This window comes from Mesorhizobium australafricanum, assembly GCF_033977265.1.
GTDB lineage: Bacteria > Pseudomonadota > Alphaproteobacteria > Rhizobiales > Rhizobiaceae > Mesorhizobium > Mesorhizobium australafricanum.
The window spans coordinates 46,005-62,551 of record NZ_JAVIIT010000015.1 but is presented as its reverse complement, the minus strand read 5'-3'; the positions used below and the strand labels follow the sequence as shown (position 1 = coordinate 62,551).

Here is a 16,547-nt window from a genome sequence, read left to right as displayed (position 1 = left end):
CGCCGAACCGAACATGCCAGACTCCGCCGCGAAACCCCGGAACATTCATGGGACGGCCATACTGATCGGCGAGCATGGCGTGCTGATCACCGGGCCGTCGGGTGCCGGCAAGACGACGCTGGCGCTGGCGCTCCTCGAACATTGCCTTGCTCGCGGGGTGTTTTCCCGGCTCGTCGCCGACGACCAGTTGTTCGCGGCCGCTCATGGCGGCCGGCTGGTGTGCCGCGCGCCGACAAGCATCGCCGGCCTCGCCGAGGTGCACGGCATCGGACCGCGGCCGCTTGCTTTCGAGCCGGCCGCTGTGATCGACCTTGTGGTTCGGCTTGTCGAACCGGCCGAAATGGCGCGTCTGCAGGACGAATCCGCTGAAACGATCGACGGATGCCGGCTGTCCCGCATCGACGTCGCCCGGCAGAACGTTACCGCAGCGCTGCCCATGGTGACGGCGCGACTGTCGATCCAGCCTTTTTCGTGATCACGCCCGGTTTTTTTGCTGCGATGCGTCAAAATGGCCCGGGCCGCCGCAATTTTGGGCTTGTCAACCGGCCGCGCGTCGACAAGATAGCGCTCCCGCCGCCTGGAATGGCTGGCGAACATAAGATACGCCAGTGAAGCGGCGATGACGGGAGCCACCAGAGAATGATCGGACTCGTGCTCGTGACGCACGGTCAACTCGCCACCGAGTTCCGGCATGCCGTAGAGCATGTCGTCGGGCCGCAAGACAATTTCGAAACCGTGGCGATCGGCGCCGACGACGACATGGAGCAGCGCCGGGCCGACATTGTCGACGCGGTGGCGCGCGTCGACACCGGTACGGGCGTCATCGTGCTCACCGACATGTTCGGCGGCACGCCCTCCAACCTCGCCATCTCGGTGATGGAATCCGGCCGCACCGAGGTCATCGCCGGCATGAATCTGCCGATGCTGATCAAGCTCTCGTCGATCCGCAAGGGCGACAACATGACCGCCGCGCTCGACGAAGCGCAGGCAGCGGGCCGCAAATACATCAACGTCGCCAGCCAGCTCCTGAGCAGCAAATGAACGCATCGGCATCGGCGACGGATGAGGTGGTGCGGGAATTCCCGATCATCAATCAGCGCGGACTGCATGCGCGCGCTTCGGCCAAGTTCGTCCAGGTCGCCAGCGGCTTCAACGCCACCATCCATGTCGAGAAGGACGGCGTGAAGGTCGGCGGCACCTCGATCATGGGCCTGATGATGCTGGCGGCGAGCCCGGGCTATTCGATCCGTGTCATCGCCAGCGGCCCGGAAGCCGTGCCGGCCATGGATGCGCTGGAGCAGCTGGTCGCCTCGCGTTTCGGCGAGGAAATCTAATCATCCAGTTTCGCATCGCGCGCTACCAGGACATGCGCGCATAAAGATTTCTTTATATCCCATTGTCGTGTGACGGCCGATCTGCTAGTCAGGCCGGCAATTCGCGCCCTCCCTGCGCCGTCCCGGCGCCGGCGCGTTTTTGAGATAAATCACACCGGAGCACTGCCATGACAGGTAGCAAGGACTATGTGGTCGCCGACATCTCGCTTGCCGGCTGGGGCCGCAAGGAGATCGAGATCGCCGAAACCGAAATGCCGGGCCTGATGGCCTGCCGCGAGGAATTCGGCGACAAGAAGCCGCTCAAGGGCGCGCGCATCACCGGCTCGCTGCATATGACGATCCAGACGGCGGTGCTGATCGAAACGCTGAAGGCGCTGGGCGCCGACATCCGCTGGGCCTCCTGCAACATCTTCTCGACGCAGGATCACGCGGCCGCGGCGATCGCCGAGGCCGGTATTCCGGTGTTCGCGATCAAGGGCGAGACGCTCGAGGATTACTGGAACTACACCGACCGCATCTTCCAGTGGACCGACGGCGGCACCTCCAACATGATCCTGGACGATGGCGGCGACGCCACCATGTACATCCTGCTCGGCGCCCGCGCCGAGGCCGGCGAGGACGTGCTGTCCAACCCCGGCAGCGAGGAGGAAGAGATCCTGTTCGCCCAGATCAAGAAGCGCATGAAGGCTTCGCCCGGCTTCTTCACCAGGCAGCGGGAAGCGATCCGCGGCGTCACCGAGGAGACGACCACCGGCGTCAACCGGCTCTACCAGTTGCAGAAGAAGGGCCTGCTGCCCTTCCCGGCGATCAACGTCAACGATTCCGTCACCAAGTCGAAATTCGACAACAAGTATGGCTGCAAGGAATCGCTGGTCGACGGCATCCGCCGCGGCACCGACACGATGATGGCCGGCAAGGTCGCGGTGGTGTGCGGCTATGGCGACGTCGGCAAGGGCTCGTCGGCTTCGCTGCGCGGCGCCGGCGCCCGCGTGAAAGTCACCGAAGTCGACCCGATCTGCGCGCTGCAGGCGGCGATGGACGGCTATGAGGTGGTCACGCTGGAAGACGCGGCGCCCACCGCCGACATCGTCATCACCACCACCGGCAACAAGGACGTCGTCACGCTCGACCACATGCGGTCGATGAAGGACATGGTGATCGTCGGCAATATCGGCCACTTCGACAACGAGATCCAGGTGGCGTCGCTGCGCAACCTGAAATGGACCAACGTCAAGCCGCAGGTGGACCTGATCACCTTCCCGGACGGCAAGCGGATGATCCTGCTGTCCGAGGGACGCCTGCTCAACCTCGGCAACGCCACCGGACATCCGAGCTTCGTCATGTCGGCCTCGTTCACCAACCAGGTGCTGGCGCAGATCGAGCTTTTCTCCAAGCACGGCCAGTACCAGAACCAGGTCTATGTGCTGCCCAAGCACCTCGACGAGAAGGTGGCGCGCTTGCATCTCGACAAGCTCGGCGCGCGCCTCACCGAACTGTCCGGCGAACAGGCCGCCTATATCGGCGTGACGCCGCAGGGACCGTTCAAGCCGGAACACTACCGCTATTAACCAAAACGAAATTATCTACCATATATTGAAGCCGGGCGGTTGACTTTCCGCCCGGCTTTATTTTTTGCGTCATGATTCTTCACGCCGATTCCGGCAGGCGTTATTGTTGTGATTCGCGGTCCGGGGACAGGATGGACCGGGACGCATTCAGGGCGGTCTTGCATTCAAGCGGCGAAGAGGACCAAGACATGCCGGGGGATTACCCGCCACGCGCGGGAAAGGCCGTCTCCGGCGGCCATAGGGATTCGAACGAGGCAGGCCCTGCCCTGAAGCGCGGCGGCATTGGTGCCGGCATGCGGCTGGCCTTGCTTCTTGCCACCTCGGCGCTTGCCGGCCCGTTGCTCGCATTTGCCGCACGCGCCGAAACAGGCATTCCGGAGAGGGCGGCAACGCCGGTCAGCACCGTCGAGGTCATGCAGCTCGCCATGTTCGTCGGCGTCATGGGCGCGGCGCTGGTCTCGGCCGTCTTCCTGATCCGCGAGCGCGCGCGCACCGCCTCGCAGAATGTCCAGCTCAGGGCCCGCATCGCGGACGTCAACGCGGCACTGCAGCGTTCCGAGGCGCTGCTCAATCTGCGCGACCAGCGCCTGGTCGTCTGGACCACGGACAACAAGAAACCCGAGCTCATCGGCAGCCTGCCGCTGGAAAGCGGCGCGCCGGACGACAGGTCCGCTTTCCTAGCCTTCGGCCGCTGGCTGATGCCACGCTCGGCGGCGGCGCTGGAGCACGCGGTTGCCGCGCTGCGCGAACAGGCGAAGGCCTTCGATCTCGTCATCGAGACGCAGGCAGGCACACCGCTGGAAGTGCATGGCCGCAAGAGCGCGGCGCATGTGCTTGTGCGCTTCGTCTCGCTGTCGGAGACGCTGCGCAGCCAGGCCAGGCTTAAGATCGAGAACCAGCGGCTCAGCGCCGACTACGACACCATGGTCGGCCTGCTCGACGCGCTGAAGATGCCGACGTGGCTGCGCGGCGCGGACGGGCGCCTGCAATGGGTCAACCGCGCCTATGCCGAGGCGGTGGAGGCGGAAAGCGCGGCCGCGGCCGTGCGCGACGCCAAGGAATTCCTCGGCGGCCAGGCGCGCGAGCAGATCGCCGAGCAGCACAAGTCGCGCCCGGTCTTCGAACAGACGCTTTCCACCGTGATCGAGGGCGACCGCCGCATGTTCGCGGTGACCGACTTCGCCGGCGCCGATGGTTCGGCGGGGCTGGCTTGCGACACCAGCGCCGCCGAGACGATCCGCGCCGAATATGAGCGGACCGTGCGCAGCCATGCCGACACGCTCGACCAGTTGAACACCGCCGTGGCGATCTTCGACACCGAGGAAAAACTGCGTTTCTTCAACCAGGCGTTCCAGAAGCTCTGGGGCCTCGACAGCGGCTTCCTGCTCAGCGCTCCCTCCAACACGCTGCTGCTCGACCGGCTGCGCAGCGAAGGTAAGATCGCCGAGCAACCGGAATGGCGGCGCTGGAAGGAAAACCTGCTCAGCGCCTATCGCGCCGTCGAATCGCAGGAGCACTGGTGGCACCTGCCGGACGGCAAGACGATCCGCGTGGTGGCGAACCCGCAGCCGAAGGGCGGCGTCACCTGGGTGTTCGAGAACCTGACCGAGAAGATGGACCTCGAAAGCCGCTACCAGACCGCCGTGCGGGTGCAGGGCGAGACGCTGGACAACCTCGCCGAAGGCGTGGTCGTGTTCGGTCCGGACGGGCGGCTGCGCCTGTCCAATCCGGCCTTCGTCGCGCTGTGGGGGCTGACGCCGGAAGCGGTCGCGCCCAAAGTCCATGTTTCGGCGATCCGCGATCTGTGCAACCAGCGGGCCGCGAACAGCCCGTGGGGCGGCTTCGTCGCCGCGGTCACCGGTTTCGACGACGAGCGCCGCGACCGCCGCGGCCAGATCGAGCTCGTCAACGGCACGGTGTTGAGCTACGCGGTGATCCACCTGCCCAACGGCCAGGTAATGATCACCTTCGTCGACGTCACCGACACCGTCAATGTCGAACGGGCGCTGAAGGACAGGAACGAAGCGCTGGAGAAATCCGACCAGCTTAAGAACGAATTCGTGCAACACGTGTCCTATGAGCTGCGCTCGCCGCTGACCAACATCATCGGCTTCACCGAGCTTCTGTCGCTGCCCTCGACTGGGCCGTTGACGCCGAAGCAGCGCGAATATGTCGAGTATGTCGGCTCGTCGTCATCGGTGCTGCTCACCATCGTCAACGATATTCTCGACCTGGCGACCGTCGATGCCGGCATCATGCAGCTCGATATCTCCGAAATGAATATCGACCGGACGATCGCCGCGGCCGCCGAACTGGTCTCAGACCGGCTGGACGAGCACCGGATCAAGCTCGAGATCGATGCGGCGAAGGCGCCGGCGAGCTTCCATGGCGACGAAATCCGCATCCGCCAGATCCTCTACAACCTGCTCAGCAACGCGGCGAACTATGCGCCGGAGGCGAGCACGATCACGCTGACATGCCGCCGGTTGGCAGACAGCGTCGAGTTCTCGGTGCATGATGACGGTCCCGGCATGCCGCCGGATGTGCTGGAATCGGTCTTCCGCCGCTTCGAGCCGCGCGCCAATGGCGGGCGGCGGCGCGGCGCAGGGCTCGGGCTCTCGATCGTCAAGAGCTTCGTCGAGCTGCACGGTGGAACCGTGCGCATCGAGACCGGCCAGGACAAGGGAACCACGGTCATCTGCACCTTCCCGGACAGGCCTTCCGGTATCCCGGATACGCCGGCGGGCATCCGCGACGCGGCCGAGTAGCGCGGCCACATGGCAGGGACGGTGCTTGAGCGTTTTCTCGCCGACGAGGCGGCAACGGCAAGGCTTGGCGAGGATCTCGCCATGGCGGTGCGCGCCGGCGATGCGATCGCGCTGAACGGCGATCTCGGCGCCGGCAAATCGACGCTGGCCCGCGCGCTGATCCGGGCGCTTGCCGACGATGCCAATCTCGAAGTTCCGAGCCCGACCTTCACGCTGGTGCAGAGCTATGACACGCGCGTTCCGGTCCATCATTTCGACCTCTACCGGCTGTCCACCCCGGACGAACTCGACGAGCTCGGCCTCGACGATGCGCTCGCGCAGGGCGTGGTGCTGGTCGAATGGCCGGAACGGGCCGGAGACCGATTGCCGGGAACCGCGCTGTGGGTCGATCTTGCCGAACGCGGCGAAGGCCGTGTGGCAATGTTGTCGGGACAGGGACCGGTCTTCGAGCGCGTGGCGCGATCGCTTGCCATGCGCGATTTTCTGGCCTCCGCCGGATGGGGCGAAGCCAGCCGCCGCCATTTTGTCGGCGACGCCTCCGCCCGCTCCTACGAAATCGTCTCGTTGCCTGGCCAGGCGCCGCGCGTGCTGATGAACTCGCCGCGCCTCGTGCTCGGGCCGCCGGTGCGCGACGGCAAGCCCTATGCGGTGATCGCCCATACGGCCCAATCGGTCACCGCCTTCGTCGCCATCGACCGGGCGCTGCTTGCGAACGGCGTCAGCGTGCCGGTGATCCATGCCCAGGACCTCGACCAGGGCTTTCTGCTCATCGAACATCTCGGCTCGGAAGGTTTTCTTGGTCACGACGGCCAGCCCATCGCCGAACGTTACGAGGCGGCGGCAGAGCTGCTGGCCATGATGCATGGCAAGGCCTGGCCCAAACGCATGGAAGCAGCACCCGGCGTGGTCCACGACGTGCCGCCTTTCGATCGGGAAGCCATGCTTATCGAGGCCGACCTGCTGGTCGACTGGTATGTGCCATGGATCATCGGCGAGCCGGCAGGCGATGAATTGCGGGCAGGCTACCACAAGGTATGGAACGCGCTTCTCGATCGCCTTGCGGGCAGCGAATACACGCTGATGCTGCGCGACTTCCATTCGCCCAACATCATCTGGCGCGCGGAGCGCTCCGGCCTCGCCCGGCTCGGCATCGTCGACGTCCAGGACGCGCTGATCGGGCCGGCCGCCTATGACGTCGCGTCGCTCGCCATGGATGCCCGCGTCACCGTTTCGCCCGAGGTCGAGCGGCGGACGGTCGCGGCCTATGTCGCGGCGCGGCGCGCCGCCCGCGCTTTCGACGAGGCCGGCTTCGCCGAGGCCTATGCGATCATGGCAGCGCAGCGCAATTCGAAGATCCTCGGCATCTTCGTGCGGCTCGAAAAGCGCGACGGCAAGCCTTACTATCTGAAACACCTGCCGCGCATCCGCGATTATCTGAGGCGGGCGCTGGCGCATCCGGCGCTTGGCGGGTTGAAGGATTTCTATATGGCCCACGGCCTGCTCGAGGAACGGGTCCCATGAAGCCGACGACCGCGATGGTGCTGGCGGCCGGGCTTGGCAAGCGCATGCGGCCGATCACCGACACCATGCCGAAGCCGCTGGTCAAGATCGCCGGCAAGACCTTGCTCGACTGGGGGCTGGACAGCCTCGAGGCAGCCGGTGTCGCCAAGGCCGTCGTCAACGTGCACTATCTGCCCGAGCAGATCGTCGCCCATGTCGCCGGCCGCAAGGCGCCGAAGGTGGTCATCTCCGACGAGCGCGAGACGCTGCTGGAATCGGCGGGGGGTATCGTCAAGGCGCTGCCGCTTTTGGGGAACGAGCCCTTCTACATCATCAATGCCGACACCTTCTGGATCGACAGAGGTAAACCCAGCCTCGAGCGCCTTGCCCTTGCATGGGACGCTACGAGAATGGATATTCTTCTGATGCTTACCGATCTCGACTCAGCGACCGGGCACTGCGTCGGCACCGATTTCCTGGTGGCCGCCGACGGTGCCTTGCAGCGCTCGAAGGGTGACCCGGCGGGGCTGATCTATGCGGGCGCGGCGATCATCCATCCGCGCATCTTCAGGCAAGCACCCGCAGGCTCGCATTCGCTCAATCTCTATTTCGACAAGGCGATCGGCGCCGGCCGCCTGTTCGGCATGAAGATGAACGGAAGCTGGATCACCGTCGGCACGCCGGACGCCATACCGGCGGCCGAGGCAGCGGTCGCCGGCGCTTTAGCGAAAGCGATATGAGCGGCGCGCGCCGCGTTCTCTCCATCCCGCCCGGAGCGCCGTTCCTGCCGACTCTGGCGGAGGCGTTGCTCGATGGCCGGCTGATCCCCGGCTTCCGCTTCGACGGCGATCCGCTGGCGCTCGCCGACGCGACCATCTACGTGCCGACGCGGCGTGCGGCGCGCGCGCTGCGCGGGGCTTTCGTCGATAGGCTCGGCCAACGCTCGGCCATCCTGCCAACGGTGCGCCCGCTCGGCGAGTTCGACGAGGACGAGGCTGCCTTCGACGCCGAGGCGGCGCCTGCCATCGAGCTCGCGCCACCGATCGCCGCGCAGGAGCGGCTGCTCCTGCTGGCGCCTTTGGTGCGCGCCTGGAAGGAAAGCCTGCCGGACCATGTCCGGGCTCGGTTCAACGAGGAATTCGTCGTGCCGACCTCGGCTGCCGACGCCATCTGGCTGGCGCGCGACCTCGCCCGACTGATGGACGAGATCGAGACCGAAGGCACGGACTGGGCGAAGCTCGCAACGCTGGTCACCGGCAACCTCGCCGGCTGGTGGCAGGTGACGCTCGATTTCCTCGGCATCGTCACCGACAACTGGCCGGAATTGCTCAGGGAGCGCAACCGCTCCAATCCCGCCGCGCATCGCAGCGCGCTGATCCGCCTGGAAGCGGCGCGGCTGAAGCGCAATCCGCCGGCCGGCCCGGTGATCGCGGCAGGTTCGACCGGATCTATACCCGCCACCGCCGAACTGCTTGCCGTGATCGCCGGCCTGCCCAACGGCGCCGTTGTTTTGCCCGGGCTCGACCGCGAGCTGGATGACGCATCCTTCGCGGCGATAACGGCGCCCGCCGCCCGTCCGGCAACGCTCGGCCACCCGCAATATGGGCTCGCCAAGCTGATCGGCGGCATCGGCATCCCACGTCGCGATGTCGAGGACATCGTCGCGGCGCCATCTCCGCTTGCGCTGCGCGCGGCTCTTGTCGGCGAGGCGCTACGGCCGGCCGAAACCACCGAATATTGGACCGAGACGCGGCCCCGCTTCACCGCACATGATGTCGAACAAGCGCTTGCCGGCGTGACGCTGGTGGAAGCGGCCAACGAACGCGACGAGGCGGCGGCAATCGCCATCGTGTTGAAGCGTGCCGTCGAGACGCCGGGCAAGCGCGCGGCGCTCGTCACCGGCGACCGCGCGCTGGCGCGGCGGGTTTCGGCCGAGCTCCTGCGGTTCGGCGTCATCGCGGACGATTCCGGCGGCACGCCGCTCACCAACATGCCGGCCGCCAGCCTGCTCAGGCTCGCGCTGAGCGCCGCGTTCCGGCCCGGCGACCCGGTGGGCTTGCTCGCGCTGCTCAAGCATCCGCTGCTTGGGCTCGGTCTGGAACGCCGGACCGTGCGCAAGGCAGCCGAACTCATCGAGCTGGTGGCGCTGCGGGGCGGCACGGGTCGACCCGATGTCGCATCGCTGGGCGGGCTTTTCGAGACACGGCTCGCCGAGCTGAGCGGCGACACAAGGCAGCCTTTCTGGTTTTCGCGCCTGACCGTGCGCGGCATAGAGCAGGCACAAGATGTGCTTAGCCGCCTTACCAATGCGCTTTCGCCGCTCACCGCGATGCGCCGGGAGAAAGACGCCGAGATCGCGACGCTGGCGCGTGCGTGCGTGGTCGCGCTGGAGGATCTGGGCCGCGCGCCCGATGGCAGTCTGGCGGAACTCTATGCCGGCGACGACGGCGAAAAGCTCGCCGAGCTGCTGCGCGGACTGGTGGCCGTGTCCTCGCCTTTCACCTTCGCCGCCCTGGAATGGCCTGATGTGATGGAGGCGCTGATCGCGCCGGAGACGGTGAAGCCGGCACAAGGCACCGACCGCAACATCGCCATCTGGGGCGCGCTGGAAGCCCGGTTGCAAAACGTCGACACGTTGGTCATCGGCGGGCTGAATGAAGGGGTTTGGCCGCGCAAGCCCGAGAGCGACCGCTTCATGTCGCGGCTGATGAAGACAGGCATCGACCTCGAGCCGCCGGAACGGCGTATCGGCCTCGCCGCGCATGATTTCCAGATGGCGATGGGCGCCAGCGACGTGGTGCTGACGCGTTCGGCACGCTCGGGCGACGCGCCGGCGGTGCCTTCGCGCTGGCTGCAGCGCATCCTGACCTTCATCGGCAAGGAGCCGGCGACGGCACTTCGCAGGCGCGGCAACGCACTGCTTGCCTGGGCGCGCGCGCTCGATGCCGGCGAGAAGAAGGATTTCGCGGCACGCCCTCAGCCGAAGCCGCCGCTCAGCCTGCGTCCGCGGCATTTCTCGGTCACCGAAATCGAGACGCTGCGCCGCGACCCCTATGCAGTCTATGCGCGGCGCATCCTCGGGCTTTCGCCGCTCGAGCCGCTGATCCGCGATCCGGACGCCGCCGAACGCGGCACGCTGTTCCACGAAATCCTGCATCTGTTCTCGCGGCGGGTCGAGGATCCAAGGGCGCCAGACGCACTGACGAGCCTCATCGAGGCCGGCCGCATCTGCTTTGCCGACGCAAAGCTTCCGCCGGACATCGAAGCTGTCTGGTGGCCACGTTTTGAAAAGCTCGCCGAAAACATCATCGAATGGGAGCATGGCCGCGCCGATGCGGTCGCGAGGCGCTACGCCGAGGAGCGCGCCGACAAGACGGTGGTCGGCCGCACCGGCGTTACGCTTTCCGGCTATGCAGACCGGGTCGACCTGCTTGCCGGCGGCATGGCCGACATCCTCGACTACAAGACAGGCTCCTCACCCTCGAAAGCGCAGGCGCACACGCTGTTGTCGCCGCAGCTGGCGTTGGAAGGGGCGTTGCTCAGGCGTGGCGCCTTTAAGGAACTCGGCATTCGCGAGCCATCGCAGCTTGCCTTCGTGCGGCTGAAGCCGAATGGCGAGGTGTTCGAGGAATCGATCCTCGAATACAACCGCAAGCCCCGCACCGCCAACGACCTCTCCGAGGAAGCCTGGGCGCGGCTGGAGCGGCTGCTGTTCCACTATGCGGATCCTGCGACCGGCTATCTGTCGCGCGCGCTGCCGTTCCGCGAGGGCGAGGCCGACGGCGACTACGACCATCTGGCGCGCGTGCTCGAATGGTCGGCGGGCGGCGCCAGCGAAGACGAGGCGGAAGGATGAAATATCCGATCCCCTCCGACACCGCCGCCAGCCAGGCCCGCGCTTCCGATCCGGCCAATTCCGCCTGGGTTTCGGCCAATGCGGGGTCGGGCAAGACGCATGTGCTGGCGCAGCGCGTCATCCGGCTCCTGCTCAACGGCACCGATCCGTCGAAGATCCTGTGCCTCACCTATACGCGCGCGGCCGCGGCCAATATGTCGAACCGTGTGTTCTCGACCCTGTCGGAATGGACAGCGCTGCCCGATGCGGAGCTTGGCGCGCGGATCGCGGCGCTCGACGGCCGCGGCGCCGACCGCGACATGATGCGGCGTGCGCGCCGGCTGTTCGCCGAGGCGCTCGAGACGCCGGGCGGGCTGAAGATCCAGACCATCCACGCCTTCTGCGAATCGGTGCTGCACCAGTTCCCACTCGAAGCCAACATCCCGGCGCATTTCGACATGCTCGATCCGCAGATGGAGGCCTCGCTGTTTGGCGATGCCCGCCGCGACATGATCTCGGGCGCGGGCGCCGGCGTCGAAGGCCTGGCGGAGGCCTTCGCCACCGTGCTGGAACGCGGCGGCGAGTTCGGGCTCGACTCACTGCTTTCCGAAATCGTCCGCAAGCGCGACGACCTGCGCGATTTCGTCGCCAAGCTCGGCAAGGATCGGGATTTCCGGCCGCTGTTCGCCGAATTCGGCTTCAGACCCGGACAGAAGGCTGAAGACATCGCCGCTTCCATCTGGCCGCTGCCTGGCTTCGCACCCAGCCAGTTCGCCGAATTCGCGCAGGCCGCCGAAGCCACCGACGCTCGGCAGGTACTGAACAATGTCGTCCCTTATGCACGAGGCGCATTCGCCGAAGCCGATCCGATCCGCCGGTTGCGGCTCCTGGCAAAGGCCTTTCTCAAGGCCGACGGCGACCCTTATGAGCCACCTAAAATCTTCAAGAAGGCGCTGGTCGACCGGCTGCCGGACTTGGCCGATCGCTACTTGGCGACGGCCAAGGCAATCCTCGACGCGACCGACCGGCTGGCGCTGTTTCGCATGCTCGAAGGGACCGCGGCGGCCCTCACCGTCGCCGGCTGGCTGATCGCGCGCTATGAGCGGTTGAAGCGCGGGCGGGGCTTCCTCGATTTCAACGACCTGATCACCCGAACGGTCGGTCTCTTGTCGCGGCCCGATGCCGGGCCATGGGTCCAGTACAAGCTCGACCAGGGCATCGACCATATCCTGCTCGACGAGGCGCAGGACACCAGCCCCGATCAATGGGAAGTGGTGAAGAAGCTGACGGAAGAATTCTTTGCCGGCCTTGGCCAGCGCGAGGCGGTCAAGCGCACAGTCTTTGCCGTCGGCGACGAAAAACAGTCGATCTACTCCTTCCAGGGTGCAGCACCTGATTCCTTTGCCGAAAGCCGGCTTTTGTTTGCCGGCCGGGTGCGCGACGCCGAAGCCGCCTTCGCCAATCTCAAACTCACCTGGTCTTTCCGCTCGAGCGACGATGTGCTGGCCGCGGTCGACCGCGTCTTTGCCGAGCCGGGAGTCAGGCGCGGCATCAGCCACGATCCCGATCCGCTGAGCCACAAGGCGATCCGCAATGATGCGCCGGGCTATGTCGAGGTATGGCCCTCGGTCGGCGCCGAAATGGTCGAGGAGCCGGATGACTGGACGTTGCCGGTCAACCATGCCAGCGCGCCCGCCGTGCGCGTGGCCGAGCATGTGGCGACGACCATCCAGAACTGGCTGCGCAATGGCGAGGTCATCGAAGGCAAGGGCAGGAAGCTGACCGCCGGCGACATCCTCGTCCTGGTGCGCAAGCGCGACCGCTTCGTCCATGCGCTGTCGCGCAGCCTGAAGAACCGCCAGATCCCGGTGGCCGGCGCCGACAGGCTGAGCCTGCCCGGCCATATCGCCGTGCAGGACCTGATCGCGCTCGGACATTTCCTCATCCAGCCTGAGGACGATCTTTCCCTGGCAGCCGTGCTGCGCAGCCCGATCTTCGAGGTGTCCGAAGACACCTTGCTGGCGCTTGCCGGCGAGCGGCCGAAAGGCCAGTCGCTGATTGCCTCGCTGCGGCAGCATGCAGCCGGCGACGTTGCCCTGGCCGCTGTCGTTAGCCGGCTCGACGCCTGGGCGACCGAAGTGGCATTCAAGCCGGTGTTCGAGTTCTATGCCGCGGCGCTGGCGCGCGACGGCCTCCGCCGCAAGATGACGGCGCGGCTCGGGCCGGAAGCCGGCGACATCCTCGACGAATTCCTGAGTTTCTGCCTTGCCGAGGAACGCGCCGGCCTGCCAGGGCTGGAATCCTTCCTGTCGACGCTGGAAAATGCCGGTCCCGAGATCAAGCGCGAGATGGACCAGACGCGCGACGAGGTGCGGGTCATGACCGTGCATGCCGCCAAGGGCCTGGAGGCGCCGGTTGTCTTCCTGGTCGATGGCGGTTCGGCGCCATTCAGCGACCAGCATCTGCCGCGGCTGATGCCGTTCGCGAGCTCGGGCTTGCAATGGAAAGGCAAGGGCTATCTGTGGCGCTCGGCCAGCGATGTCGCCAATGGCGTTTCGCGGGCGGCTTCCGTCCGGGCGCGCGAGCTTGCCGACGACGAGTACCGGCGGCTGCTCTATGTCGGCATGACGCGCGCCGAGGACCGGCTAATCGTCTGCGGCTATCACGGCAAACGGGCGCCGAGCGCCGGCACGTGGCATTCGATCGTCAGCCGGGCACTGACCGGCGCGCCCGAGAGTTCGGAGCGCCGCCATCCCGCCACGGCGGATGTGGCCGTGCTTCGTTTTCACATGACCGGGCTGCCGCCGGTAGCGCTGACCGGCACCGACGAGACAGGACCGTTCGAGCATACTGCGCCGCTGCCTGAAAACCTGTTTCGGCCGCTGCCGCCCTATGAAGAGCTGCCGCGGCCGCTTTCGCCTTCCGGCGCCTCGGCGCTGATCGACGAAGCGAAAGAAGCTGTGCCCGACACGCGCTCGCCGGTGCTCGACGCCGCCGCCGAACCCGGCTTCGCGGTCATGCGCGGCCTTGCCCTGCACAAATTGCTGCAGATGTTGCCCGGCATCGCGGAACAGGAAAGGTGGGGCGCGTCCGAGCCCTACCTGGCGCGCGCCGGCGCCGACTGGCCGGATGGCGAGCGCGACAAGGCACTGGAGGCGGTGCTGTCGATCCTGTCCGACAACCGCTTCGGCGCCCTGTTCACGCCGTCCTCCCGCGCCGAAGTCGCGATCATGGGCAGCCTCGACGTAAAGGGCAAGGCGCGCTCGATCTCCGGCAAGATCGACCGGCTGGCGGTCACCTCGGACAGGGTGTCGATCGTCGACTACAAGACCAACCGGCCGGCGCCCAGGAACCTGGCGGAGGTGCCGCCGGCCTATGTGCTGCAGCTTGCGCTCTACCGCGCGCTGCTCAAGCCGCTCTATCCGGGCCGCGAAGTGACGGCTGCGCTGCTGTTCACCGAGGCGCCGCGCCTGATCGAGTTGCCGGCCAGGGCCATGGATGACGCCCTTGCCCGACTCACGGCAGCGTGACACAAGAACTGCTTGAACATCGCCGCCACAACCACCACATTTGGTGCAACCCGAGTTTTGGAAAGGATTTCAGCATGGCCACCGTCAAGGTCGACACGAGCAATTTCCAGGCCGATGTGCTCAACGCCAAGGAGCCGGTCGTGGTGGATTTCTGGGCGGAATGGTGCGGCCCGTGCAAGATGATCGGCCCGTCACTGGAGGAAATCGCCAAGGAGCTCGGCTCGAAGGTGAAGGTCGCCAAGCTCAACATCGACGAGAATCCCGAGCTTGCCGCGCAGTATGGCGTGCGCTCGATCCCGACGCTGATGATCTTCAAGGGCGGCGAAGTCGCCGACATGAAGGTGGGCGCCGCGCCGAAGACCGCGCTGTCGCACTGGATCAACGGCAGCCTCGCCTGAGCCAATCCGAAAAAGTTCAAGAACAAGCCCGGCCGTCGCGCCGGGCTTTTCTTTGGCGCCATGGCTCATGGCGCTCTGGCCCTGACGCCGCGGCTCTCCATCTCCTTTGCTGGAGCAATTCCAGGAAAAGTGTGAAGCGGTTTTCCGTCCGCAATTGCGTAAAAACAAAGAGATAGAAAAGGGAGAGGTTCATGACCGGAACAGCCAAGGCCACCGTTCACGTCGACAATGAGCGGGTGATCGTCACCGAATACCGTTTCGCGCCGGGCGCCAACACCGGATGGCACCGCCACGGCCACGACTATGTCGTCGTGCCGCTGATGGACGGCAAGGTGAAGCTGGTGACCAAGGACGGTGAATCCTTCGCCGAGACGAAGCAAGGAGCGCCCTATTTCCGCAGGGAAGGCGTCGAGCACGACGTTATCAACGCCAATGACGGCGAATATGCCTTCATCGAGATCGAGCTGAAGTAGATGGCTGGCCATCATCTGCCATCTTGATGGCTAAGCTCTGTCGGTATCTATTTCCGGCAAGCGGAGTTCGAAATGGCCGAACCGAAACTCTCAGTCCGTAGCGCAAAAGCATGGAACCTTGCTCATCGACTTGCGCGTCGCGAGAATCGTTCCATAGCCGATGTGATCGAACGCGCGCTCGAGTCCTATGAGATTCAGGAAGCACGGCGCGAACCCGCATCCAGCTTCTATGCTCGGCTGGTTGCAAGCAGCGGAGCCGACATCGATCTGGAGAAAATTATCCGCGAAGGCCGCGAACTCTAGTGGCACTGCATAGGGATTTTGACGGTCGGCTCTGTTTGCGTTGGCAGGCGGCATGCCTTGGAGATTGGCCGAAACGCCCATCGCGATCGTCATTCTAGGGCGGAGCAGGAGCGAAGCTCCGTCGCGAAGACCCTAGAACCCATGCCGTTACCTTCGCCAAGGAGTGCAACGGAGCAAAATTCTGCACCGTGGCGGTGCTTCCAAGTCACGGCATGGATTCTATGGTCTGCGCCGCGTCGCTTCGCTCCTTGCTCCGCCATAGAATGACGACGTTGGGGGGGCAGCTTTAGCCAATCCCCGGCAGTTGCGCTGAGTTCACGGAAATGAATCTCGCACCAAGACAAACGGCAACCTTTTCAAAATCCCTTTGTCTAGCCGAATTTCGGACCGGTCAATCAGCTGAACTAGTCACCAGTCGGCGACGCGATCGCCGCCGGTAAATTGCGCGCTCTTGGCGGTGTATTCGAACAATTCGATCTTCACGCCGTTGGGGTCGGCGATCCAGGCCTGGTAGGTATCGTCGCAGGCGAGCTTCTTCGACGTCACCGCGACGCCTTTCGACCTGATATGAGCGATGGCCGCGTCGATATCTTCCACCTCCAGGCAGAAGTGGTTGATCTGGTTCAACTCGCTGTAGCTGGCTTCGCTCTTCTCGAACACCTCGACATGGCTGCGGCCGCCGCAGTCGAGATAGAAGCCGAATATCTTGCCGTCACGCAGGAAATTGAACCGCGTATCCATGCCAAGCACGTCGCGGTAGAAACCGCGCGTCGCCTCCAGGTCATGCGCGAAGATGCAGACATGGGCGAGCTGCCTCACCTGGATCATGGCCGGTACC

General features: G+C 65.5%; 13 protein-coding genes. 12 read left to right on the top strand and 1 reads right to left on the bottom strand.

Annotation, left to right across the window (positions count from 1 at the left end; all coding sequences use genetic code 11):
• Positions 1-13 precede the first annotated feature (13 nt).
• The 12 genes from RFM98_RS24470 to RFM98_RS24415 all read left to right on the top strand — a co-directional run bounded on the left by RFM98_RS24470 (position 14) and on the right by RFM98_RS24415 (position 15,709).
• On the top strand, positions 14-475 hold the full coding sequence (locus RFM98_RS24470) for an HPr kinase/phosphorylase (RefSeq protein ID WP_320311199.1): 462 nt from the start codon (positions 14-16) through the stop codon (positions 473-475).
• Positions 476-639: 164 nt separating this feature from the next.
• Positions 640-1,041 (top strand): PTS sugar transporter subunit IIA, encoded by a 402-nt coding sequence (locus RFM98_RS24465; RefSeq protein ID WP_320214860.1) that lies wholly within the window; start codon positions 640-642, stop codon positions 1,039-1,041.
• On the top strand, positions 1,038-1,334 hold the full coding sequence (locus tag RFM98_RS24460; protein WP_320214859.1) for an HPr family phosphocarrier protein: 297 nt from the start codon (positions 1,038-1,040) through the stop codon (positions 1,332-1,334). The genes RFM98_RS24465 and RFM98_RS24460 overlap by 4 nt, the downstream gene beginning before the upstream one ends.
• 167 nt (positions 1,335-1,501) lie before the next feature.
• Positions 1,502-2,902 carry an adenosylhomocysteinase gene (ahcY, locus tag RFM98_RS24455; RefSeq protein WP_320311198.1) on the top strand — a complete coding sequence of 467 codons (1,401 nt, stop codon included), beginning with the start codon at positions 1,502-1,504 and terminating at the stop codon, positions 2,900-2,902.
• 188 nt (positions 2,903-3,090) lie between these two features.
• Positions 3,091-5,670: a sensor histidine kinase gene (locus RFM98_RS24450; RefSeq protein WP_320311197.1), complete on the top strand. Its 2,580-nt coding sequence runs from the start codon at positions 3,091-3,093 to the stop codon at positions 5,668-5,670.
• A 9-nt stretch (positions 5,671-5,679) separates the two neighbouring features.
• Positions 5,680-7,191, top strand: a complete 1,512-nt coding sequence (gene tsaE / locus RFM98_RS24445) for a tRNA (adenosine(37)-N6)-threonylcarbamoyltransferase complex ATPase subunit type 1 TsaE (protein ID WP_320311196.1) — start codon at positions 5,680-5,682, stop codon at positions 7,189-7,191.
• The gene (locus RFM98_RS24440) at positions 7,188-7,910 is read left to right on the top strand and encodes a nucleotidyltransferase family protein (protein WP_320311195.1); all 723 of its coding nucleotides are present in this window, start codon (positions 7,188-7,190) and stop codon (positions 7,908-7,910) included. The genes tsaE and RFM98_RS24440 overlap by 4 nt, the downstream gene beginning before the upstream one ends.
• Entirely contained in the window at positions 7,907-11,026 is a 3,120-nt protein-coding gene (gene addB, locus RFM98_RS24435) for a double-strand break repair protein AddB (protein ID WP_320311194.1), read from the top strand. The genes RFM98_RS24440 and addB overlap by 4 nt, the downstream gene beginning before the upstream one ends.
• Entirely contained in the window at positions 11,023-14,535 is a 3,513-nt protein-coding gene (gene addA, locus RFM98_RS24430; protein ID WP_320311193.1) for a double-strand break repair helicase AddA, read from the top strand. Before addB ends, addA begins: the two co-directional genes overlap by 4 nt.
• Positions 14,536-14,609: 74 nt before the next feature.
• Positions 14,610-14,933, top strand: a complete 324-nt coding sequence (gene trxA, locus RFM98_RS24425; RefSeq protein WP_320311192.1) for a thioredoxin — start codon at positions 14,610-14,612, stop codon at positions 14,931-14,933.
• Positions 14,934-15,124: 191 nt separating this feature from the next.
• Positions 15,125-15,406, top strand: a complete 282-nt coding sequence (locus tag RFM98_RS24420) for a cupin domain-containing protein (RefSeq protein WP_320311191.1) — start codon at positions 15,125-15,127, stop codon at positions 15,404-15,406.
• A 72-nt stretch (positions 15,407-15,478) separates the two neighbouring features.
• A complete protein-coding gene (locus RFM98_RS24415) occupies positions 15,479-15,709 on the top strand; it encodes a plasmid stabilization protein (protein ID WP_320311190.1) in 231 nt (76 codons plus the stop codon).
• A gap of 408 nt (positions 15,710-16,117) precedes the next feature.
• Here RFM98_RS24415 and RFM98_RS24410 read toward each other — a convergent pair whose 3' ends face one another.
• A complete protein-coding gene (locus RFM98_RS24410) occupies positions 16,118-16,537 on the bottom strand; it encodes a VOC family protein (RefSeq protein WP_320311189.1) in 420 nt (139 codons plus the stop codon).
• Positions 16,538-16,547: the final 10 nt, after the last annotated feature.